The sequence below is a fragment of the Terriglobus sp. YAF25 genome (assembly GCF_052113305.1).
GTDB lineage: Bacteria > Acidobacteriota > Terriglobia > Terriglobales > Acidobacteriaceae > Terriglobus.
The window spans coordinates 1-21023 of sequence record NZ_JBFRCY010000004.1; the positions used below are offsets into that span (position 1 = coordinate 1).

At 59.1% G+C, this 21023-nt stretch carries 19 protein-coding genes; 10 read left to right on the forward strand and 9 right to left on the reverse strand.

Translation table 11 applies throughout. The features are described 5' to 3' along the window. The 3 genes from AB4043_RS00325 to AB4043_RS00335 form a co-directional block, all read right to left on the reverse strand. On the reverse strand, positions 1-2459 hold a 2459-nt coding region (locus AB4043_RS00325), incomplete at its 3' end, for a TAT-variant-translocated molybdopterin oxidoreductase (protein ID WP_442306302.1). Continuing rightward, positions 2456-3301, reverse strand: a complete 846-nt coding sequence (locus AB4043_RS00330; RefSeq protein ID WP_442300344.1) for a cytochrome c3 family protein — start codon at positions 3299-3301, stop codon at positions 2456-2458. The genes AB4043_RS00325 and AB4043_RS00330, both read right to left, overlap by 4 nt. 418 nt (positions 3302-3719) lie before the next feature. Then, entirely contained in the window at positions 3720-4151 is a 432-nt protein-coding gene (locus AB4043_RS00335; RefSeq protein WP_442306303.1) for a GNAT family N-acetyltransferase, read from the reverse strand. Positions 4152-4309: 158 nt separating this feature from the next. Between AB4043_RS00335 and AB4043_RS00340 the strand changes: the two genes are divergently transcribed. Further along, positions 4310-5023, forward strand: coding sequence for a DNA-3-methyladenine glycosylase family protein (locus tag AB4043_RS00340; RefSeq protein ID WP_442300342.1), 714 nt, complete (start codon positions 4310-4312; stop codon positions 5021-5023). Positions 5024-5148: 125 nt separating this feature from the next. On the opposite strand, the gene AB4043_RS00345 is transcribed toward AB4043_RS00340, so the two are convergent. The 4 genes from AB4043_RS00345 to AB4043_RS00360 form a co-directional block, all read right to left on the reverse strand. Next, positions 5149-6330 (reverse strand): DUF4349 domain-containing protein, encoded by a 1182-nt coding sequence (locus tag AB4043_RS00345; protein WP_442300341.1) that lies wholly within the window; start codon positions 6328-6330, stop codon positions 5149-5151. Next, positions 6327-6917 carry an RNA polymerase sigma factor gene (locus AB4043_RS00350; protein ID WP_442306304.1) on the reverse strand — a complete coding sequence of 197 codons (591 nt, stop codon included), beginning with the start codon at positions 6915-6917 and terminating at the stop codon, positions 6327-6329. The genes AB4043_RS00345 and AB4043_RS00350 overlap by 4 nt, the downstream gene beginning before the upstream one ends. A 165-nt stretch (positions 6918-7082) precedes the next feature. Next, positions 7083-7490 (reverse strand): hypothetical protein, encoded by a 408-nt coding sequence (locus AB4043_RS00355; RefSeq protein WP_442300339.1) that lies wholly within the window; start codon positions 7488-7490, stop codon positions 7083-7085. Positions 7491-7502: 12 nt separating this feature from the next. Then, a complete protein-coding gene (locus tag AB4043_RS00360) occupies positions 7503-8129 on the reverse strand; it encodes an FMN-dependent NADH-azoreductase (protein WP_442300338.1) in 627 nt (208 codons plus the stop codon). Positions 8130-8244: 115 nt separating this feature from the next. On the opposite strand from AB4043_RS00360, the gene AB4043_RS00365 reads away from it, so the two are divergent. From AB4043_RS00365 to AB4043_RS00390, 6 genes are all read left to right on the forward strand, one after another. Continuing rightward, complete coding sequence (locus tag AB4043_RS00365; RefSeq protein WP_442300337.1) at positions 8245-8835, forward strand: TetR/AcrR family transcriptional regulator; 591 nt, start codon at positions 8245-8247, stop codon at positions 8833-8835. A gap of 345 nt (positions 8836-9180) precedes the next feature. Further along, positions 9181-9456 carry a DUF4242 domain-containing protein gene (locus AB4043_RS00370; RefSeq protein ID WP_442300336.1) on the forward strand — a complete coding sequence of 92 codons (276 nt, stop codon included), beginning with the start codon at positions 9181-9183 and terminating at the stop codon, positions 9454-9456. Positions 9457-9539: 83 nt separating this feature from the next. After that, positions 9540-9869, forward strand: coding sequence for a DUF2809 domain-containing protein (locus tag AB4043_RS00375; RefSeq protein WP_442300335.1), 330 nt, complete (start codon positions 9540-9542; stop codon positions 9867-9869). A 138-nt stretch (positions 9870-10007) separates the two neighbouring features. Further along, a complete protein-coding gene (locus AB4043_RS00380; RefSeq protein ID WP_442300334.1) occupies positions 10008-12575 on the forward strand; it encodes a DUF3536 domain-containing protein in 2568 nt (855 codons plus the stop codon). Positions 12576-12809: 234 nt separating this feature from the next. Next, entirely contained in the window at positions 12810-13646 is an 837-nt protein-coding gene (gene sseA / locus AB4043_RS00385; RefSeq protein WP_442300333.1) for a 3-mercaptopyruvate sulfurtransferase, read from the forward strand. Then, positions 13643-14122: a cupin domain-containing protein gene (locus AB4043_RS00390; protein WP_442300332.1), complete on the forward strand. Its 480-nt coding sequence runs from the start codon at positions 13643-13645 to the stop codon at positions 14120-14122. Before sseA ends, AB4043_RS00390 begins: the two co-directional genes overlap by 4 nt. 207 nt (positions 14123-14329) lie before the next feature. Here the strand turns inward: AB4043_RS00390 and AB4043_RS00395 are convergent, their stop codons facing one another. Beyond that, positions 14330-15655, reverse strand: coding sequence for a M48 family metallopeptidase (locus AB4043_RS00395; RefSeq protein WP_442306305.1), 1326 nt, complete (start codon positions 15653-15655; stop codon positions 14330-14332). Positions 15656-15764: 109 nt separating this feature from the next. On the opposite strand from AB4043_RS00395, the gene AB4043_RS00400 reads away from it, so the two are divergent. From AB4043_RS00400 to AB4043_RS00410, 3 genes are all read left to right on the forward strand, one after another. Next, complete coding sequence (locus AB4043_RS00400; protein ID WP_442306306.1) at positions 15765-18797, forward strand: metallopeptidase TldD-related protein; 3033 nt, start codon at positions 15765-15767, stop codon at positions 18795-18797. 126 nt (positions 18798-18923) lie between these two features. Further along, positions 18924-19427: a hypothetical protein gene (locus AB4043_RS00405; RefSeq protein ID WP_442300328.1), complete on the forward strand. Its 504-nt coding sequence runs from the start codon at positions 18924-18926 to the stop codon at positions 19425-19427. A gap of 178 nt (positions 19428-19605) precedes the next feature. Continuing rightward, positions 19606-20742, forward strand: coding sequence for a TIGR03435 family protein (locus AB4043_RS00410; protein ID WP_442300327.1), 1137 nt, complete (start codon positions 19606-19608; stop codon positions 20740-20742). Positions 20743-20794: 52 nt separating this feature from the next. Here the strand turns inward: AB4043_RS00410 and AB4043_RS00415 are convergent. Beyond that, positions 20795-21023: transposase (locus AB4043_RS00415; protein ID WP_442306307.1), on the reverse strand; the 229-nt coding region annotated here is incomplete at its 5' end.

Consider the following 21023-nt stretch of genomic DNA (forward strand, 5'->3'; position numbering starts at 1 on the left):
GGCGTGGCGTTGCAGCCGGTGCAGGAGTTCAGATCGATCGACATACCCCAGGCGTTCTGCAGCTTGCCGCTCGACTTATCGATGTGCTTGTAGCTCCAGTCATCCGGGAAGAAGCTCATGTCTTCTTCCGGGGTCTCCTTCAGACCAGGACCTTCATGCGCGAAACCAGGATTCTTCTTCGCCTCTTCCGCCGTGGCATAGCGAATGATGCCGCGCGTCATGGCTTCATTACCGGCCAAGGAGTGCGATTTGGAGAAGTCCTTCGCCATACCAACACTGGCAACCGTCGACTGCGCGAAGCTTCCGCGGTTATCGAGCGAGTGCACGGTGGTGACGCAGACGTCGTACGTGCCTTCGGTCTTCTTCGCCGAACCGCCTGTCCAGGAGGCCGCCGAGGAGGTACTAACGGCGTACGCATTGAATCCGTGTCCTGTAGCGACGCGCCCGATAGTGCTGCCGAAGCCGACGTGTACTGTGATGGAACCCTGCGGATGGCCCGGAACCATCAGCACCGGAGCCTTGACCTTGTTGCCGCCTACGGTGAGCTCGACCATCTCGGTCTCTTCCACACCGAGCTTCTTCATGGTCTCCATCGACATCAGCGCCGCGTTATCCCAGCTCAGGTGCGTGACCTGCTTGGGGACTTCCTGCAGCCAGCCATTGTTGGCATAGCGTCCGTCGTAGAGAGAAACGTCCGGCTTGAACGAGATCTCATACTCGCCCGAAGGCACCGAGCTTGGCGTAATGCTTCCAGCCTTGGCCGAAACCGACTTCGGCGAGAAGGCGGTGTCCGCCACCCAGCCATCGTGCAGCGCCTTGCGCCAGCCCGCCTCAAAGTTACCCTTGATCACGGTCTTCGCATTGGCCAAAACAGCGTCGTAGCCGGAGCTCTGCGGATTGTCGGTGAACTGCGCCAGGAGATCATGCGCTGTCTTTCCGCCATACAGCGGATCGATCATCGGCTGAATGATCGAGAGCGTGCCGTCATACGCACGCGCATCCGACCAGCTCTCCAGGTAGTGAGCCTTGTTGATGTGCCAGTGAGCGATCAGGGCCGTCTCGTCGACGAGTGCGCCGTGATGCACGATCACCTTGGCCTTCTTGGCCGCCTCGGCGAAGTTCAGATCCGCAGGAGCTGAGTAAACCGGATTGACACCCAGAATCACCAGCCACGACACCTTGCCGGCATTCAGATCAGCAACCAGCGCCTTCAGGTCAGCATTCTGCTGGCTAGGAATCGGGTTCACCGTCTCGGTGTAGACCACCGTCTTGCCCACCGCGCCGATCTGCGCGTTAATCAGGGCCGCAGCAGCGTGGACCGCAGGCGAGGTAGCCTCGCCCGGAATCACGACAGCCTTGCCACCGGCCTTGGTCAGATCCTTCTTGACCGTCTCCAGGAACTTCGCGGCCTCAGCCGGAGCAGCTCCCTGTCCAGCCAGCGCCAGAGCGAACTTCTCTACATCCGAGGGCTTGAGCGACAGGCGATGCTCAGCCTTGAAACCGGTCACCGACGGCATCGACTCGACGACGTAGAGGCGGTTCTGCTCCTTGCCTTCTTCGTAGCGATGACGCTCGGCATAAGCAGCCGACAGCGGCAGGAAACCCGGGAAGTGGCCTCCGCTCAGGAAGTCGGCATCGAGCGACAGAATCACATCGGCGTCTTCCAGCTTGTACTGTGCATCGACGTACTCGCCAAAGGCAGCCATCGATCCGGCGCGGGCGGCATCACGATTCACCGGCTCCCACTGGATCAGCTTGGCGGCCGGATACTTTGCCTGTGCGGCCTTCCACTGCGCGGCCAGCGTCGGCGAGGTCACCGTCTCGCTCAGGATGTACAGCCCAGCGCCCTGGCGCAGACCATCCAATCCCTTCGCGAGAGCGTCCTGAAAGTTACCCCAGCTCTTGTTGTTGCCCTCAAAGAGAACGTGCTGCGAACGGTCCGGATCATACAGATCAAGTACTGACGCCTGCGTAAAGGCATCGCTCTTGCCCTTCGTTGCCGGGTGCTCAGGATTGCCGTCGACCTTGATCGGACGGAAGGCATCGGACTTCACCAGAACCGGCACTGCACCGGTCGGGAAAGGATGCGCCGTCGCAAAGTACATCGGCTTACCGAGAACCAGGTCCTCAGGAGCCTTCACATAGGGATAGATCGGTTCGTCAGGCTGTTTGGTGCAACCGGTAAGACCGGCAAGCGCAAAGCTGGCGCCCATCACCTTCATGAAGCCGCGGCGCGAAACACCGGACGTCATCTCGCTGGCCTGGCGCGGGAACTCCTCACGGAGCATCTCGTCGAACCCAGGCTGCTCGGCCAGCTCATCCAGGCTGGTCCAGAAGCGGCGGCCGGTCTTATTGGCCAGCTTGGCCTGCACCTCTGCCAGCGTCATACGCTTCGGCTTGGCCGGAGCAATGGTGCTTACTACCTCAGGCTGCATCGGTTGATTCATCTCCGTACTCATCTGTGGCACACCTCGCAGCTCGAGAGCTCGTTCGGGGTGCGGATGTGGTACTTGTCCGTCAGGAACTTACCAAGGTCTTCCTGGCTGGTGAACTTTACGTAGTTGAGCGGAAGCTTGATTACCGGAGCTACAGCGCCTTCAGACCTGGCGCCGGGCGCCGACTCCTGCAGCAGAGCGACCTTCGGACCTTCCGGCTTCTCGGTAGAGCAAACCACACCCTGCGAGGTCGGTCCGCTTACGCCCGTGTCGGCGCAGTAGACCGGCTTGTCAGACGTGGGGCCAGTCCAGGCCATGTTGTAGATCTCGCTGGTCGGACGGAGGTTCTTGCCAGGATTACGGTGGCAGTTCAAGCACCACTCCATCTGGAGGGTGTTCTCCTGGTACATCAACGGCATCTCATCCACTCGGCCATGGCAGCTTGCGCAGCCGATGCCCTTGTTCACATGGATCTCGTGGTTGAAGTACACATAGTCCGGAAGGTCATGTACGCGGGTCCACTTGATGGACTCGCCCGTTGCCCAGCTCTGACGAACCGGCTCGAGCATCTCGGCGTTCGTCCAGATCTGCGCATGGCAGTTCATACACGTCTTGGTCGGCGGAATGCCGGCGTACATCGACTTCTCCACACTGGTGTGGCAGTACTGGCACTGCACGCCAAGACCCTCAACGTGATGCCTGTGACTGAACGGGACGGGCTGATCCGGTCGCTGGCCCTGCCGTGTCACCCACGGAGAGCGCTGCAACTGGTTCAGCGCAACGCCCAGTGCGATCACGATCAGGCCCGTGATAACCAGACTTGCCCGGGCCAGCGCGTTCGAACTGCGGTCAAAAACTTGCGCCATGAGTGCGTTCCTGTTTCCTCTGCGTCAAAGAGAAGTCGTTGCTGATGTTTTGAAGAAGGACCATCCAGGACGTGGGGTTGAGAGCTGTCCAGGAAAACCTGCCTCGGAAAGTTTGAGTATAAGCAGCGGGTCAGGACCCCTTCAAGTGACCCCCATCACTGCAACCATCATTTCTTTCTACAACTTCGATAATCGACACCATTCCGTCTAGGTGCCTTGCACAACATCTCGTGCAATCTGTGGGTAAAGCGGCAGAAAAGACACAACATCTGACTCGCCGGTCACCGATTAATCTCTGAAATTCGCACTCAAATGGTCTTAGATTGATATTCGCCCATGATTTGTCGATATCCGAACAACCTTTATCGATGACGCTGTGGGTGGATTTTCATAAGGGGTGTCCTCTACGAAGCCGTCTTCAACGAAGAGGCGACCCGCTCCACCGCATACCCGTCTTCATGCCCTCATCGCGTACAGTCTCAAATCCCATGCGCCTGTACAGATTCTCGGCGGGGTTTCCGCGATCGACACTCAGCACGACGTCCAAACCCGCGGCAGAGGCCTGCTCCAGCACACCTCGCAATAGCGCGCTTCCAAGGCCACGACCGCGGTCCTCTGGCATTATCGAGATCTCGACAACTCGCAGCGCATCCGGCTCGGTCGCAAGATACAGCCTCCCGATCGGCCGGCCATTCTTTTCCGCGATCCACCGCTCCAGCCGCTTATAGGTGCGGTCATAGTGTGTCCACTGCATCCGTTCCTGCATCGCTAAAAAATCGCGCATCTGCTCTTCGGGCCATCCGGCGGCGCAGAACTCAGGAGATCGCACCGCATAAAACAGCTGTTTCAAGAACTCCGCATCGTCGGGCCCTTCTCTACGAAGTTCCATGCCTTCAAGCATAGCCATCACATCTCAATCTGCCGGTCCCGGATATTCTTCCACCGAGATACAGTAGCTCATCACCAGCAACGGCTGAGAAACACATAACTTTCGATACACTCTCCTGCATGCCCAGCTCCGGCTCCGGCCGCACTCACAAGCCCCCGTATGACGCTGCACACGCGATCGCTGAACTCTCTGCCGCTGACCCGAAGCTTGGCCGGTTGATTGAGCGCTGGGGTCCTTTCACCATGCGCCTGGCCGCGACACAGTCGCCCTTTGAAGCACTGGCCGAGAGCATCATCTACCAGCAGGTGCATGCCAACGCGGCGCGCGCCATTCACGGCCGCATGATCGAAAGCTTTCATCACGTCTGCGGCATCGGCAATCATCCTTCGCCCGAGCACATTCTCGACTGCCCAAACGAGCAGCTGCGCAAAGCAGGGCTCTCGCATAACAAGACACTCGCTCTACGTGACCTGGCAGCAAAGACCATCGACGGCACCGTGCCCACGCTGGCAAAGATCAAGAAGATGTCCGACGAAGAGGTCATTGAACATCTCGTTCAGGTGCGCGGCATCGGTAAGTGGACTGCCGAGATGCTGCTGATCTTCCGCCTCGGCCGTCCTGATGTTCTGCCGCTCGATGACTATGGTGTACGCAAAGGCTTCGCGCTCACCTTCCTTGGCCTGAAGCCAACGCAGAAAGTCACACCGGACTTGCTCGCAACCAAGGAGCAGATGTTGAAGCGGGCAAAGAGGTGGCGCCCATGGTGTTCGGTTGCAAGCTGGTACATGTGGCGCGCCTGCGATCTGGCTGCCGGCAAACTGCCTGCAGAGTAAACAAATCGGCTAGACCATTTTCCCTGTAGGTGTAGAGTAGGGCTTCCGCTATGGGCGTTTTCCGCAATGAAAACGCCGCTGCACGTCTCTTCCGGGATACCCAGCAACGGGGAAAACGCTCTATGTCACAGGTTTCTCTGCCCGCGCCGATAGCGGCGCCAGAGAAACCACCCCGGCAGTCCAAGCAGAATGGTCCAGAGTACAAGCAACGCTCCATACTCAGCCAGGAAGAGAAGGAGGCCCGAGGCTGTGTCGGCGATATGCCTCCAGCCCTTTCTCAATGCGTCATGTAGACGTGCAGGAAGAGTTGCCTCTTTCGACTCCGCGGTGATTTCTTGGGCATGAAGCGTTATCGTTGCAAATGTAACCCGCTGATGGAGCGCCTTCTCTTCCGCTTCCATCTGTTCGATTTCGCCCCGGATGCGCGCCGCACTTTCTTCCACCTCCAGCACATCGCCGATGCTTCCCGTACGCTGTTGCAGAATCGCGCGGAAGCGTTCTTCTGTGACTCGCGCGGTCTTCAGGCGCTGATCCAGATCCGCGGATTGTGCAGTGACATCTTCGCCGGACCGGCTCTCACTCATCACCTTGCCCAGCCCGCGTAATGCGCCGGAGGCTGCGTCAAGAACGGTGTCAGGCACTCGAAGCTCCGCATTGAATATGCGCCCCCCGTATCGGGGTGTTTCCACCTGAAGACTGGCCGCATAACCCTGATACTGCCTTAGGATCGACTCCGTCTGTATTCTTGCTTCCACCACATTCGATGTCTGCACCATGATCGCCGCCCTCCGGGCAATCAATGTCGCAGGCTTCACAGCGGAAAGATCCGGCCGCTGCTTTGCAACCACATCTTCCCCCACACCCAGCTTGTCATTCGTATAGCGCGAACGTGGAGTGCTGAACCCCTCCGGCGCTCGTAGCACAAGCGGCGGCGGCGAATCTAATATGGCAGATGTGGAGATATAGTCAGCCCTTCTTGCGCCACTGGACCACACCAAGATTAGCAACAGCAGCGATGCTCCGGCGCCCGCCACAATCCACTTGAGCTTCGGTAATTGCTTTTGCTTAGGCCTTTCCTCCAGGAGATCTCGAACCTGGGCCGGCATCGTAGAAAGTCCTGGCGGAACCTCCCATGCCGCCAGGGAGGCCGAAGTGCGACGCATATCAGCCGCTACTCCAGAGCAAACTTCGCAGGCGAACAGATGYGCCTCCATCTCCTGCGCCTCGGCGACGGGAAACTCTCCGTCGAGCCATGCCATGATCTCTTCCGGCGAAAAAGGGTGCTGTGCCATAACCATCCTGCTCATACTCCCTCCTTCTGGCGGCTTCCATCCGCCTGTGCAGTTCCCTGCAAAAGATCGCGCAATGCCGTCCGCGCGCGAAAGAGACGAGACCGCACCGTGTTGACCGGAAGCGAGAGCAGCGCAGCGATCTCCGCGTAGCTCAACTCTTCAAACTCGCGCAGCATCACTACCTCACGGTCGATCGCCTCCAGCTTCGCTACTGCATCGCGCAGAACGAATCCCGTATCAGCGCCTCTCGCCGTCGCGGTTTCGACCTCTTCACTGCTCCAGAACATGGCGCGAAACGCCGCCTTTCTGCGGAACGAACGGAGCTGTTTCAGCGCGATGGCGTAGAGATAGGTTCGGAAGGTTGCCGACGGCCGGTAGTGTGGCGCCGACCGCACTACCGCCATCCACGTCTCCTGCGCTAGCTCGTCCGCCACTGACGGCTCTTTGAGACGGCGCCGGAAGAATCCACAAAGCGGATTCCGATAACGCGCATACAGCTCTTCGAATGCGGGAGTGATGCCAGATGCAAAGGCGAGCATCAACTGCTCATCGCTCGTGCCTTCCCCTGCTCCCGACATCCGCTCCTCCGGCTTGCAGACCATCTCTCGCACCATGCGGCAACGCTCTGATAATTGCGCGAGCGGCGAGAAAGTTCCCTGCTTTCCAAAGACGGATTGGAAAATATTTTGTCGGCGGAAAGACAGCTCTCTTTCAGGCCTAGATGGGAAACGTACACAGGAAGCGTCAAAAACCCATCCTTCGCGACACTACAGCGAAGAATGGGGCCGTGAGGGATTTAGTTTTTTACTCGCAAGGATTCCGCGGAAACTTGCCCGGTACTGCAGGAAGACCAGCACCCACAAAAGCGCCGCAACCAGGGCCGGAGCGATGCCAGGCGACATCGTCAGATGGTACGCCAGGATGTTATACAGCTCTGCCGCCAGCAGGGTGAGCGCAAGGGGCACAAAGAAGCCTGACAACAGCAGCAGGCCTGCAATCAACTGCACCGCGAAGAAAAAGTCGGCGAAGTGAGACATGGCCACTGCGCCGAAGAACTGCAGCGCCAGCGGGTTCGCCGGAGGCTGCTGCGGAATGAAGTGCAGGAATCCGTTCAAGCCAAAGACTGTGAACATCAACCCCAGAAGATAGCGGGCAATCAACGATGCAATCTTCATCAGTCGTTCTCCTTATGCGCTCTGCGCGTGTAGTTGTACGGCGTCAAGATGAGGCCGCAGGAAAGTGTCCCGGTCCTGGCCATACCGCAGCGCCGAAGTTCCGCCGGCTGTAAGGAAGGTCGTATCTGTCACGCCAAGAAAACCGAAAGCCGAGCGCAGATACGGCTCCACAAAGTTCAGCGACTCCATCGCGCTCCCCGGTCCATAGACGCCTCCGGTCGCAAGCAGAAAGGTCGCCTTCTTGCCGGTAATCAAGCCCTTCGGTCCGCCTTCCCCATACGAGAAGGTCTTCCCGACGCGCGCGATCTGATCGATCCACAGCTTCAGCGACGCTGGCACGCTGAAATTATGCATCGGAACTCCAAAGACGTATTCGTCCGCGTTCTGAAGCTCCGCGATCAGCGTATCGGAAAGCTTCAGCAACTCCGCCTGCTGGCCGGTGCGCTGGTCTTCGGGTGTGAATGCGGCTCCGATCCACTCCGCTGTAATCGGCCACAACACGGTAGCGGTAAGATCGCGCACGATAACCTGGCCGTCGGGATGGGCGGCTTTCCAGGTCGACTCAAAGGTCTCGGTCAGTTGGCGCGTAACGGAAGCCCCATACAGTGGGCTGGAATCGACGCGTAAGAGGGTAGGCATGGCCAGAAATCTCCTTTACGACAAATGATGGTTAAGCAACATCTGTCGATTCATAAATAATCGACAAGTGTTGCAAAAGCAACTGCCGACGCGAAAAGAGTTATCCTGCTCTTAGATGGAACCGGCAACCCAAGCCGAGCATGTTTGTACGGAGCCGACTGATCCACGCATCCGCCGTACCCGCCAAATGCTCCAGGATGCCCTCCTCAACCTGCTGAATCGAAAGCACTTCAGCGACATTTCCATCAGCGATATCGCGGCGCAGGCCGGTGTAAACCGGGCCACGTTCTATCTCCACTACCCCGACAAGAACGCTCTGCTTCAGGCCATGACCGAAGTCCGCTTCCGGGAACTCCTCGACCGCCGCGGCGTCGTTTTCAGCTGCGAAGGTGTGTTGCGCTCCTTGGCGCTGGGAGTCTGCGACTTTCTCTCCCAGACGGGAGGGTGCCCCGAACAACTGGCCTCTATGCCGCTTGAGACCTCGATCATTCCCGTCGTCGAAGGCATGATCCTTCACGGCTTCCGGGTGCACCAGGCGCCACCGGAGACGCCGACAGCCCTGATCGCCGCGACCGTCGCATGGGCCATCTTCGGCGCCGCCAAGCAATGGATCCAGACACCGGATCGGCCCCCCGCTGAAGAAGTGGCCACGACCATAGAAACACTGGTCAAGCCGATCTTCTCCGCCATTCAAGCCGCCCAATAGCCCAGCCACGTCTCCAGTTGGAACACGAATTTTGGAGCAACAAGCTTTTCCCGGCCTAAGCACCCGGTGTATGAGTTATTTCAGAGTGAGATCTGGATCAGTTGTTGCAGCACGGGCATGGCGGCAACGTCGGCCGGCGGGTACTGGTCGAGCTCGCAGAAGAAAACCTCTTAGGCGCGTCGCGCGCTTCTTTCAGCATGCATGCCCAGCGCAGCGGGCAGCCTGAGTCAAGCAGTCGATGACGTCGTCATCGGTTTGTTATGGCCGGCAAGGTAGAGCAGCATGGGCCTTGCGGAAAGTAGATGGTTACGCCGATCATTGGCTGTTTCACAGGAGCAACAAAACATGAAGCGCTATCTGATTGAACGCGACATTCCGAAGGTTGGTTCTTTGAACTCTGGGCAGCTCTGCGATGCAGCGGCGACCTCTAACGCCGCACTGGCGCAGCTCGGCCCGGACATTCAATGGGTGCACTCCTACGTCTCCGCTGACAAGACCTTTTGCATCTATCTGGCCAAGGACGAAGCAGTGATTCGTCGTCACGCCGAGATCAGCGGATTCCCGGCAAATAAGATCACCGAGATCTCAAGCATCATCGATCCTTCGACGGGGACGAAGTAGCCCGGATGCCGGATAGTTCCGCCATCCGTGACCTCGTGGGCGAAACAAAATCCTGTGAACTCGTGAGATAGAGTGGGTGCACCATGCCTCGCTCCATCGCCTGTCTTCTTTTACTGCTGGCCACCATTCCTGCCGGCCTGGCTGCTCGTTTTGCCCCACTGCATCTCTCATGGTTCTGGGAAAAGTATCTCGGCTCTGCCCTCTGGGCTGCGGCCCTCTACTGGTTTGTTGCGGCATTGTTGCCGCGGCTGCGGCCACTCGCACTTTTCTTTATCTCCGCCATGGCCGCAACCCTGGTAGAACTCTCGCGGCTTTTCCGGAGCCGCATATTGACGCCTTTCGCCTTACGCTCGCCGGACGGCTTCTGCTTGGCCGTTTCTTCTCGGTTAAAAACATCGCCGCATATCTTCTAGCCATTGCGTTTACGGCCTGGGCCGACACAATCTTCCGCCCCGGCGCATCCAATGCTGAGGCACACTAAAAGAGTGCCTCAACCCATCGTTACGACTCACCTGCCCGGATGATTGGGCAAAGCAGAAACATGGAGAGCAATGGCAAAAACGAAAAAAATCGCGGGAATGCCTGAGTCCGGCACCCCCGTCTCCCCGTCGCCGGAGCAGCATCAGCGCTATGTCTGCGTGCATGGGCACTTCTATCAGCCGCCGCGCGAGAACCCATGGCTTGAGACCGTGGAGGTACAGGAGTCCGCGCAGCCGTATCACGATTGGAATGAACGCATCACCGCCGAGTGCTACTCCACTAACGGAGCTTCGCGCATCGTTAACTCGGCCAACCAGATCGTGCGCATCTCCAACAACTATTCGCGCATGAGCTTCAACTTCGGCCCCACGCTGTTAAGCTGGCTTGCCGAGTTTGCACCGGTCACCTATCGCACTATCCTCGATGCCGATCGCATCTCGGCACAACGCTTCAGCGGCCACGGTTCCGCCATGGCGCAGGTCTACAACCACATCATCATGCCGCTGGCCACTGACCGCGACTGCCTGACGCAGATCCGCTGGGGCAAGGCAGACTTCCGCTTCCGCTTCGGCCGCGACCCGGAAGGCATGTGGCTCGCCGAGACCGCAGCCAATCGCCATGTGCTCGATCTGCTGGCACAGGAAGGCATCAGTTTCACCATCCTCGCTCCTGCACAGTGCGCTCGCGTCCGTCCCCTTCCCAGGGATGGAGGAGCTCCCGCTGGATGGATTGATACCAATGACGCCAAAGTCGATCCCTCACAGCCCTATCTCGTGAAGCTCGACGAGGGCCGCTCCATCACCGTCTTCTTTTACGATGGTCCGGTTTCGCGTGCTGTCGCTTTCGAAGGCCTGCTGAACTCCGGCGAATATTTCGCCAACCGCATCATCAATTCTCTCCCTCCGCGCGACAACAATGGAGTTGCCCCACAACTGGCGCATATCGCCACCGATGGCGAGAGCTATGGACATCATCATCGTCATGGCGAGATGGCGCTGACATACGCCTTTCACTTCATCGAGCAGCAGGGCCTGGCGAAGCTGACCAACTATGGCGAATTCCTGGAGAAATTTCCAGCTTCCTGGGAGGCCGAGATCTTCGACAACACCTCCTGGAGCTGCGCGCATGGCGTAGAGCGCTGGCGCTCCAACTGCGGCTGTAACACCGGACGCGCAGGCTGGAATCAGGAGTGGCGTGCACCACTGCGCGAAGCTCTCGACTACGTCCGCGATAACGTCAATCCGCTCTCGGAAGAGTTCGCTAAACCCTTCCTCAAGGACTTGTGGGCCGCCCGTGATGCGTATGTCCATGTCATTCTCAATCGCAATCCTGAGAACGTCCATGCCTTCTTCGCCGAGCACGCCACACGCGAGCTCACTGGCGAAGAACGAATCCGCCTGATCGAGTTGCTGGAGCTGCAGCGGCATACGCAACTGATGTACACCTCCTGCGGCTGGTTCTTCGATGAGATCTCCGGCATTGAGACTGTGCAGATCATCGCCTACGCCGGCCGCGTGTTGCAGCTTGCCCATCAGCTCTTCGGCGAGAAGGGCAAAGAGCTTGAAGGGAAGTTCCTCGATATTCTGAAGAACGCAAAATCCAATATCGCCGAGATGAGTGACGGCGCCCAGGTCTATCGCCGCTGGGTGCTGGGCATGCGTGTCGGTCTGGAGCAGGTGGGCGCGCACTACGCCATCTCCTCCATCTTCCGCACCTATCCGGAAGAGGGCTACATCTTCTGCTACGACATCCGCCGGCACGAATACAAAGTCTTCTCCTCCGGCCGTGGACGCGTGGCGCTGGGTACCGCCACGGTGCGCTCACGAATTACCGGCGAGTGCGAGATGGTCGCTTTCGCCGTCTTGCATCTAGGCGGCGACCAGAACCTCTCCGCGGCCGTGCGTTCCTACTCTCCGAACGAAGAGGAAGCCTTCAAGAACTTTGCCACGGCCGTCTCCGGAGCCATGGCGCAGGCCAATCTTCCCGACATCATCCGCAGCATCGATGGTTTCTTCCATCACGACCGCTCGCAGACCAGCTACTCCCTGCGTTCGCTCTTCTCCGACGAGCAACACCGCATCCTGCAGACCATTCTGACCAGCACGCTCTCCGAAGTGGAAGAGAGCCTGCGTCGCATCTACCAGGACCACGCATCTCTGCTGCACTTCATCCGCCAGAGCAACATGCCCACTCCGCCCGCCCTGGCCATCACCGCCAACTTTGCGCTCAACGCGGGGATCCGCAATGCCGTAGAGGCTGATCCCTTCGATGCCCCCGCACTCTCCAGCCTGCTGCAACAGGCCTTGACGGATGAGATTCAACTCGACGGTCAGATCATCGGCTACTCCGCCGGCAAACGCATGCACGCCGTAATGCAACAGTTGCGGGATACGCTTTCATCCGACTCTCCCTCGGTAGAGACGCTGCAACTGGCAACCACCATGGCCGAGTGCTTCCGCCAACTCCCCTTCGAGGTGCGCTTCTGGGACAGCCAGAATGTCTGGAACTATCTCCTCGATCAGGTCCGCAACGATCCGCGCCTGAACGAGGCATGGCAGGATGGTTACCGTCGGCTCGGCATCGCGCTCGGCATCGGTGTCGATGAGCTGGTTGTAGAAGAGGGAGTCGGGAAACCCTAGCAGCATCCGGCTACCCCGGATGCTGCGTTAAAAGTTGCAGGTTAAAAGTTAAAGCGTTAAGGTCTGGGCGATTGGAGCCTCACCACATGTGCTCGGAGTAAATGGGTGCTACCCATGACTTAACGCTTTAACTTGCAATTTTTAACTTCTAACGTCGGCCCACCCACGCTTAATCGAGTCGCAATCGCTCCAGAGTCCTCAGCTGCTCGCCAAGCATCTAAGATGGAATTCGCTATGAGCCTTCTGATTACGCCGCAGCAGCTGAACTCGCGCCTGAAAGACCCCGGCACTATTGTGCTGGACGCTACCCTTCCGCCCGTCGGCGTTACACCACCTGTAGACACCCGCGCCCGCTACCTGGCGAAGCATATCCCCGGCGCGGCCTTCTTCGACATCGACGAACTTTCCGATCACACCACACCGCTGCCGCACATGCTGCCTAACGAGCGTGAGTTTGCGAAGGCAGTCTCTTTCCTCGGCGTCGGATCTGATATGACCGTCGTTATCTACGAACAAGAGGGCGTCTTCTCTGCTCCGCGTGCCTGGTGGATGCTGAAGACCTTCGGAGCGGAAGATGTAGTCATCCTCGATGGCGGCCTCAAGGCCTGGGAGGAAGCAGGTTATGCAACCCACTCCGGCTTCGTCACCTGCAAGCCGGCAAGATTCACACCGCGCTTCGACGCCGAGGCAGTCATCAGCTTCGACGAGCTCCAACAGGCCCTGGCCGCGGGAGAGACCATCCTGGATGCCCGCGCAAAGGGCCGCTTCGACGGCACCGCTCCCGAGCCACGTCCCATCTCCTCCGGCCATATGCCGGGCTCCATCAACATTCCCTTCCTGGAGCTCACCGAGAACGGCCGCTTCAAGTCCGCGCGCGATCTGAAGGCGTTGTTCGAGGCGAAGGGTGTGGACAGGAAAAAGCCCATCATCACCAGTTGTGGCTCCGGCGTGACAGCCGCAGTACTCGCTTTTGGCCTGGAGATGATCGGCGCAAAACATGTCACTCTCTACGACGGCTCCTGGTGCGAATACGCCCAGCACCTGGAGGCGCAGATCGAGAAGGCACAGTGACCTCAGAAGAGCTCATCGTACATCTCGGGCTCGAACGTCATCCCGAAGGCGGATGGTATCGCCAGACCTATCTCGCCGCGAAGAAGGTACATACACCTCGCGGCGAGAGGGCTGCCTCCACCGCCATCTACTTTCTGCTTAGCGGCAATGAATTCTCTGCCCTGCACCGTATCCAGTCTGACGAAGTGTGGCACTTTTATGCCGGTGACACGCTGGTCGTGAGCGTGATTCATCCTGACGGCCGCCACGAAGACCTTCTCCTCGGCCAGAGCCTTCCCGCAGGCGAAACCCTGCAAGGCTGGGTCCCCGCAGGTGCATGGTTCGGCGCCCGTTTGAAATGGCCCGGCACCTATGCGCTGGTGGGTTGCACCGTCGCCCCCGGCTTCGACTTCGCCGACTTCGAAATGGGCAACCGCGAGACCTTGAGTCGCCAGTTCCCGCAGCATGTGGAGCTTGTCGCGAAGCTGACGCGGTAGTGAGGCGAGGTTGAAGACGTACCGCATTGCCTGGGTTTGCGTTCCGGCTACTTGAGTGTTTGTGGCAACATTCCCAAGTTGAAAGTTGAAAACGTACTGTTTGGGCTGGCTAAGGTTTCGTCCCATCCCATGCTCTACGTTTTCAACTTTCAACTTAGAAGGCCCCGCCACCGAAGCCTAAAGTCACCCCAGCAGCCATACCAACCGCTACCGTACGTCTTCAACTTTAGGGAAATACTTCGGTTCCACCCCCACCCTCCAAGGGTCATACGCCCCGGCGAAGTTCGTCCGGAACCAGATCGGCGGATGTCCGTCTGACCAGAACTCCTCAAACGGATGCGGCCTTGGATCGTCGAGCGATGTCTCGCCCAGCACCYGGAAGCCATGCACCGCTGCCCGTTGTGGGTCGGCGACGATGCCGTGAATGACTTCCTGGCCATAGATGTCGGCGTTGTGCTCCAGCGTGCGGCTAATCGCGTTCCCGATCGGATCGGAGAGCTGGATCAGCAGCACACTCAACAGCAGCAGTACCGGTGCTGAAGCCCATTCGGTCTCAGCAGAGATTCCCCATCGGGCTCCAAAACGCCGAATTGTTGCGCGCTCGGCCCATACGCCTATCGGCAGCAGTACCAGGATCAACAATGCGGTAGCCCCCATGCCCAGCCAGAGATGCTGCATCACGTAGTGCCCCGCCTCATGGCCGAAGACAAACGCGATCTCGTCCGGAGTTGCACGGGCAATCGTCGTATCCCACACCACCACGCGCTTCGAAGCGCCGACGCCGGTGACATACGCATTCAATCCCGTCACCTTCTCGCTGGCCTTCATCAGGAACATACGATCTGGAGGAATCGCAACCCCACTGCGCTCAACGACTTTCTTGAGCTGCGCCACCAGAGCCGGGTTCGACTGCTGAAGCGGCTCGAACTTGTTGAAGAGCGGATCGATGAAGACCGGCGCGATAAAGACCATGAACACGATGCATGGCAGCATCGCTGCCCATAGCCACCACCACCAGGTACGTGGAAACCGGCGGATCAGTGCATAGACGCCGAGACCGATAAGGACAACGAGGCCGGTCCGCAGCGCAAGCCCTTTGCCCCAATCCGCAAACCAGCTTCCCCAGTGCTGCACAGAAAGTCCATAGCGCACGGCCAATCGATGCCCATACATCGACAGCGGCAGCTTCAGCACCGACACCGTCACCAGCATGGCGCCCAGAAAGAGAACGCCCTGCATCCAAGGCCGCAATGCATGTCTTTCAATCCACGTGCGCACCCGTCGAAAGTAGCCCACACTCAGCAGCACCAGAAGGATCGCGATATCAGCCATAGGTGAAAGCCAGGAGAGCATGGTCCGCTGGCGATGGAGCGCCACGGCCTGTTGCATCTTCTGCGGCGGTAAGCTGTAGAGCATCGGACCGGAGCGCGCCGCCTGTTCTGCGGCCACGACCGCCGGCGGCTCCGCCCGGGCACAGGGGAAAACTGTTGCAAACAAGACAACAAAGAGCCAGCTCAGGCGTCGAAGAGTCATCGGGCGTTGGTGTATCTCCGTCAGAGTGCTGCGATTGTTKCATCGCCGCGTTTCAGGCGCAAGCGGAGCCGCCCAAATTCCGATAAACTCGCATCTCACACGGCCTCTTATGTCCTTGAAGTCAATCTGCACGCTTCTGGCAATCGCATCTGCGGTTGCACCTGCTGTCGTCTCTGCCTCCGGCGCACCCTCTACGCCGCAGCCGTCTGCGTTGCTCGACACCATGCACACCGAGCTTAACCGCGCCATGGATTCGCTCGGAAAGGGCGACCAGCAGCCCCATCCCTACTTCATCTCCTATGAGGTAGCGGACGCCTCTTCGCTGAATCTCGTCGCGCAGTACGGCGCCATCGTTACCACATCGCAAGGCCACCGCCGTGTCGCTGATGTGCAGGTCCGCATCGGTTCGCCCGCCCTCGACAACACGCACGGCGACCACCGCACCTCGGCGCTCACCACGATCAACCTTCCTTTGACTGACGACAAAGAGGCCATTGCCCGCTCCCTGTGGTTTGCCACCAATCGCGGATACGGCAAAGCCCTGGACGGCTACCTGAAGGTGAAGACGGAGACCCAGGTCCGCGCGAAGGAAGAAGATGCTTCCCCGGACTTCTCCGTGGAGAAATCGACCGATTCCGAGACAAAAGCGGTGGCTCCGCTCGCCACCGACATAGAGGCGTGGAAGACGCGGCTTCGCGACATCTCCGCCAGTTTCAAGCCCTATAGGAACATCTTCTTCAACTACGTCGCTCTAACAGCCTCCAACGAGACCGATTACTTCACCTCTAGCGAAGGCACACGTATCGCCAATCCCTACACCACGGCACGCCTGGTCGTAGTCGCCCGTGCCCGTGCCGACGACGGCATGGATCTCTTCCGCGTTGAGACCTTCGAGGCCGATACCCTGGACCACCTGCCGGACCAGAAGGCCGTCCTTGAGAAGTTGACGGCGCTGGCAAAAAATCTCGAAGCTCTGCGCACCGCTCCGGTAACTCAGCCGTTCAACGGACCGGCGATCCTCTCCGGCCGCGCCTCTGCAGTCTTCTTCCATGAGGTGCTCGGCCACCGTCTCGAAGGCCAGCGACAGCGTGGTGATGAGGAAGGACAGACCTTCACCAAATCGCTTGGTAAACCGATCCTTCCCGACTTCCTCTCCGTCGTCGACGACCCCACCATTGCGGCGCTTCATGGCACTCCGCTGAACGGACACTATAGCTACGACGACGAGGGCCAGCCCGCTCAGCGCGTTGAGCTTATCCAGGATGGCGTCCTGAAGACTTTCCTGATGTCGCGGCTGCCGATCGCTTCCGTGTCCACCTCGAATGGCCACGGCCGCGCACAGACGGGCCGCATGCCCGCCGGACGCCAGGGCAACCTCATCGTCAGCTCCACCAAATCGGTCAACGACGTTGAGCTGCGCAAGATGCTGGTTGAGGAAGCAAAGAAACAGGGCAAGCCCTACGGCCTGTTCTTTGAAGACATCTCCTCCGGCTTTGCCGTCACCACGCGCCGCTCGCCGCAGGCCTTCCAGGTCATTCCGCTGGTGGTCTATCGCGTCTATGTCGACGGCCGCCCGGACGAGCTGGTCCGCGGCGTCTCTATCGTCGGTACACCACAGGCAGCGCTCAACCGCATCCTCGCTACCGGCGACCGCCAGGAGATCTTCAATGGCGAGTGCGGTGCTGAGTCCGGCTCGGTTCCCGTCTCTGCCGTCGCTCCGGCCATGCTGGTGAGCGAGATTGAAACTCAACGGCAGGCACAGGGGACCACCCGGCCGCCCATTCTTCCACCACCAGGCATGGATGAGGGCGGCGAAGGCACCGTGCAGGTCGCGCCCATGGACCAGAATCCCGAAGCCATGCGCTACGCTCTCTGGTTTGCCACGGACGAGGCCTACAAAGCCGCACTCAATGCATACTCCCGCAAGCAGGCCGACCTCAAACGCTTCGAAACTCCGCCGACCGCCGATGACTTCTCTCCTGCGAAACCGGTGACGAAAATCGATCCGCTGGTGAAGCTCGACGTCGACCGTGAGGACTGGAAGCAGCGTGTCATCGAAGCCAGCGGCCTCTATGGGACAGATGCGCGCGTAAAAGAGTTCGCACAACAGATTCAGTACTCCAACTCAAGTTTTCGCGGTCTGGCGGTCAACCGTTACCTGGTCAATACCGACGGCACCGCTATCCGTCGCGGATACACGGCGTACTCCGCCGGCATCAGCGTCGGCACACAGGCGCCTGACGGCACGCGTCTCTCGCGGGACAACGGCCCCGTGGCTGCACAGGCAAAAGACCTGGAGACGGCGGCTGTCTTCAAGCAGCGTGTCATCGACGATCTCCTGAGTCTGCGCGCCCTGCAGAACGCTCCCATCGTCATGGCGGAGGATTACCACGGTCCTGTGCTCTTCAGCGGCGACGCCTCCACCGATGTTCTCAACCGGCTCTTTGTTCCCAACATCGAAGCAGACAAGCCCGATACAGGAACCATGGCACGCACCCAGGGTGCCTTCTCGTCGAGCTGGAAGCAGCGCGTTCTTCCTGACTTCCTCGACGTCAAGGACGATCCCGCGATGAAGACCTTTCACGGTAAGTCGCTCATCGGCTCTTACGATATCGACGATGAGGGCGTACCGGCGCAGACAGTACAGGTGGTATCGAAGGGTATCCTGCAGAACTACCTCATCGATCGCGAGCCGGTGAAGGACTTTCCGGAGTCCAACGGTCACGGCCGCGCCGCTCTCGGCCGCCGCGCCGAATCCCACTCCGGCGTGATGATCTTCACCCCCACAAAGGTCACACCTGCCGCCGGGATGGAGAAGAAGATCCTGTCCATGGCGAAGGAGCAGAACCGCCCCTTTGTTTACATTGCGGAGACGATGGGCGGCGAGCTTACTCCGCGTCTGCTCTACCGTGTCACCCCTGACGGCAAACGTGAGCTGGTGCGAGGCGCTGTCTTCGACGAGCTCGACCAGCGCAGCCTGCGCTCAGACATCATCGCAGCCGGTGACGATCCGTATATACAGAACTCGCTCGCACCGCTGCCGCAAACCACCATTGCGCCATCGCTGCTGTTTGGTGACATCGCCGTAAAACGCGCACAGAACGAGCAGCAGAAGCTGCCCTACTACGGACCTCCGCAGTAGAGCATTTTCCTCGTGGGTGTAGTGTAGGCCTTCCGCATCCTATGGCGTTTCCGCAATGAAAACGCCACTGTTTGCTCTTCCGGGATCCCCTGCAACGGGGAAAACGCTCTAAGCTTGAGGGATACTATGCACCTCGATCCGCAACTGCTGAAGGCCATCGCTCTCTCGCTCTTTATCCTTCTGGTTTTGTCCAGTCGTATGAGCAAGGGCTCTGTAAAGCAGACACCTGAGGGACCAGCGTTTCCCCTCAAACCGCTCTTTGCCTTTTCCCGCTGGATCCTGCTGGTGGGTTACGTCGCTCTTGTCGTTACGCTGTCGGTCATGCACGTCAGCAAGATTCCGCCGGTTTGGATCATGGTGGTGCTCATCCTCGTCTGCGTTCTGGTGGTGCTGCGTATGCCTGGAACCATCGTGCTGACTCCTACCGCCGTGGTGCAGCGCTTTTGGTTCTTCAGAGACAAACAGATTCCCTATACCGAAGTCATGGCCGTCAGCGTCTCACAGGCAGGACGCGTCACTCGCGTCATGGGCTCCAACCGGGTCACCATTCTGCATTCCCCCAATCATTCGGCGTCCGAAGCCTTCCGTCAGGAGATGGAACTGCGGACGGGCAAGAAGGCCGTGTTGTAAAGGATTTTCCCTGTAGGTGTAGAGTAGGGCTTCCACATCTATGGGCGTTTTCCGCAATGAAAACGCCGCTGCGCGCCCCTTCCGGGATGCCCAGCAACCGGGAAAATGCTCTAAACAGACCCGAACTTCGTATCCACGGGCTGCGTATCTGCTTCTACAAACAAAAGGAGAGCGGTTCATGAAGAAGCTTTGGCTGTGGCTGTGCGTGGTATTGGCTGGAACGTTGACGTTGCAGGCACAGGCGCCTGTTGACGTAACCGGGACATGGCAGGGAACGATGCAGCCTCAGGGCGCTCCCCGCGAGATGCGCATCCTGCTGAAGATCAGCAAGGATGATGGGGTGTTGAAGGTAGTCGGATATTCCATCGATCAGGGTGGCGCACCGTTGAATGCGAATTCGGCCTCGGTAAAGGCGGATACATTTACCTTCGAGATCGCAGGCATCGGCGCGAAATACGAAGGAAAGATCGCCGCTGACGGCAAGAGCATGACCGGCACTTTCACTCAGGCTGAGCGGCCGACGCCGCTGAACCTCGCCAAGGTCAATCCCGAAGCAGCATGGGAGATTCCCAAGCCGCCCGCTCCCATCAAGCCGATGGCGAAAGACTATGACCCGGTCTTCGAAGTTGCGACGATTAAGCCCAGCAATCCAGACCAACCTGGCATGGGCTTTGGGCTTGGACAGCGCCGCTTCCGCACCATCAACACCACGCTGATCGACATCATGAAGTTCGCCTACGGCGTGCAGGACAAGCAGCTCGTCGGCATGCCGGCTTGGGCCAATGAGATCAAATGGGATATCGATGGACGGCCCGATGGGGAAGGCCAGCCGAACGGAGATCAATGGAAGTCCGCTCTCAGGAAGTTATTGGTGGAGCGCTTCCAGCTCAAGTCCCACGGTGAAGATCGCGAGATGCCGGTCTACCTTCTGGAGCCGGCAAAGGGGGGCGCGAAGCTCTTCAAGAGCGAGGCTGCGGCAGATGGACCGAAGGGCCTCAACTTCCAGGGGGCAGGCATCTTCGTCGCACGCAATGCGACCATGCTCGACTTCTGCGGCCTGCTGCAGGAGACGCTGCTCGATCGCCCTGTACTGGACAAGACAGAGCTTGGAGATAACCGCTATGACTTCAAACTGACATGGCAACCCGATGCCACGCAGTTCGGCGGCCGCTTCGCGAACGCGCCTGTCTTCGATCCTCCACGGCCCGACCTCTACACAGCACTGCAGGAACAGCTCGGCCTGAAAGCCACGCCGACCAAAGCGCCCGCCAAAGTGATGGTCTTCGAGAAGGTCGAGAAACCGTCCGAAAACTAGTTGCTGGTTGCTAGTTCCAGTTGCTAGTTTTGTCGTCGTTGTTGGAATTCAACTAGGGTGTATCGACAAATTGCTGGAGGTGTAACCACGAGCATGCGAGGGCGACGGTAGCAGCGAAGCAAGCAGCGTATTTGCARTATCTTGTGGCGAACCTTCTGAACTGTTTGAGTCTGTTGAAGCATCGTTCGATGCGGTTTCTGAGTTTGTAGAGCGTCAGATCGTAGGTTCGCTGCCGCCGCCGGTTGGCTTTGGATGGGATCACGGCAGTGGCTCCCATGGCT

Excerpts from the sequence above, each read along its gene's own strand:
- sseA (WP_442300333.1), top strand. The coding sequence starts at position 12,810 with ATGAGCCTTCTGATTACGCCGCAGCAGCTGAACTCGCGCCTGAAAGAC.
- AB4043_RS00360 (WP_442300338.1), bottom strand. The coding sequence starts at position 8,129 with ATGCCTACCCTCTTACGCGTCGATTCCAGCCCACTGTATGGGGCTTCC.
- AB4043_RS00375 (WP_442300335.1), top strand. The coding sequence starts at position 9,540 with ATGCCTCGCTCCATCGCCTGTCTTCTTTTACTGCTGGCCACCATTCCT.
- AB4043_RS00380 (WP_442300334.1), top strand. The coding sequence starts at position 10,008 with ATGGCAAAAACGAAAAAAATCGCGGGAATGCCTGAGTCCGGCACCCCC.
- AB4043_RS00370 (WP_442300336.1), top strand. The coding sequence starts at position 9,181 with ATGAAGCGCTATCTGATTGAACGCGACATTCCGAAGGTTGGTTCTTTG.
- AB4043_RS00350 (WP_442306304.1), bottom strand. The coding sequence starts at position 6,917 with ATGGTCTGCAAGCCGGAGGAGCGGATGTCGGGAGCAGGGGAAGGCACG.
- AB4043_RS00405 (WP_442300328.1), top strand. The coding sequence starts at position 18,924 with ATGCACCTCGATCCGCAACTGCTGAAGGCCATCGCTCTCTCGCTCTTT.
- AB4043_RS00330 (WP_442300344.1), bottom strand. The coding sequence starts at position 3,301 with ATGGCGCAAGTTTTTGACCGCAGTTCGAACGCGCTGGCCCGGGCAAGT.
- AB4043_RS00355 (WP_442300339.1), bottom strand. The coding sequence starts at position 7,490 with ATGAAGATTGCATCGTTGATTGCCCGCTATCTTCTGGGGTTGATGTTC.
- AB4043_RS00340 (WP_442300342.1), top strand. The coding sequence starts at position 4,310 with ATGCCCAGCTCCGGCTCCGGCCGCACTCACAAGCCCCCGTATGACGCT.
- AB4043_RS00365 (WP_442300337.1), top strand. The coding sequence starts at position 8,245 with ATGGAACCGGCAACCCAAGCCGAGCATGTTTGTACGGAGCCGACTGAT.
- AB4043_RS00410 (WP_442300327.1), top strand. The coding sequence starts at position 19,606 with ATGAAGAAGCTTTGGCTGTGGCTGTGCGTGGTATTGGCTGGAACGTTG.
- AB4043_RS00400 (WP_442306306.1), top strand. The coding sequence starts at position 15,765 with ATGTCCTTGAAGTCAATCTGCACGCTTCTGGCAATCGCATCTGCGGTT.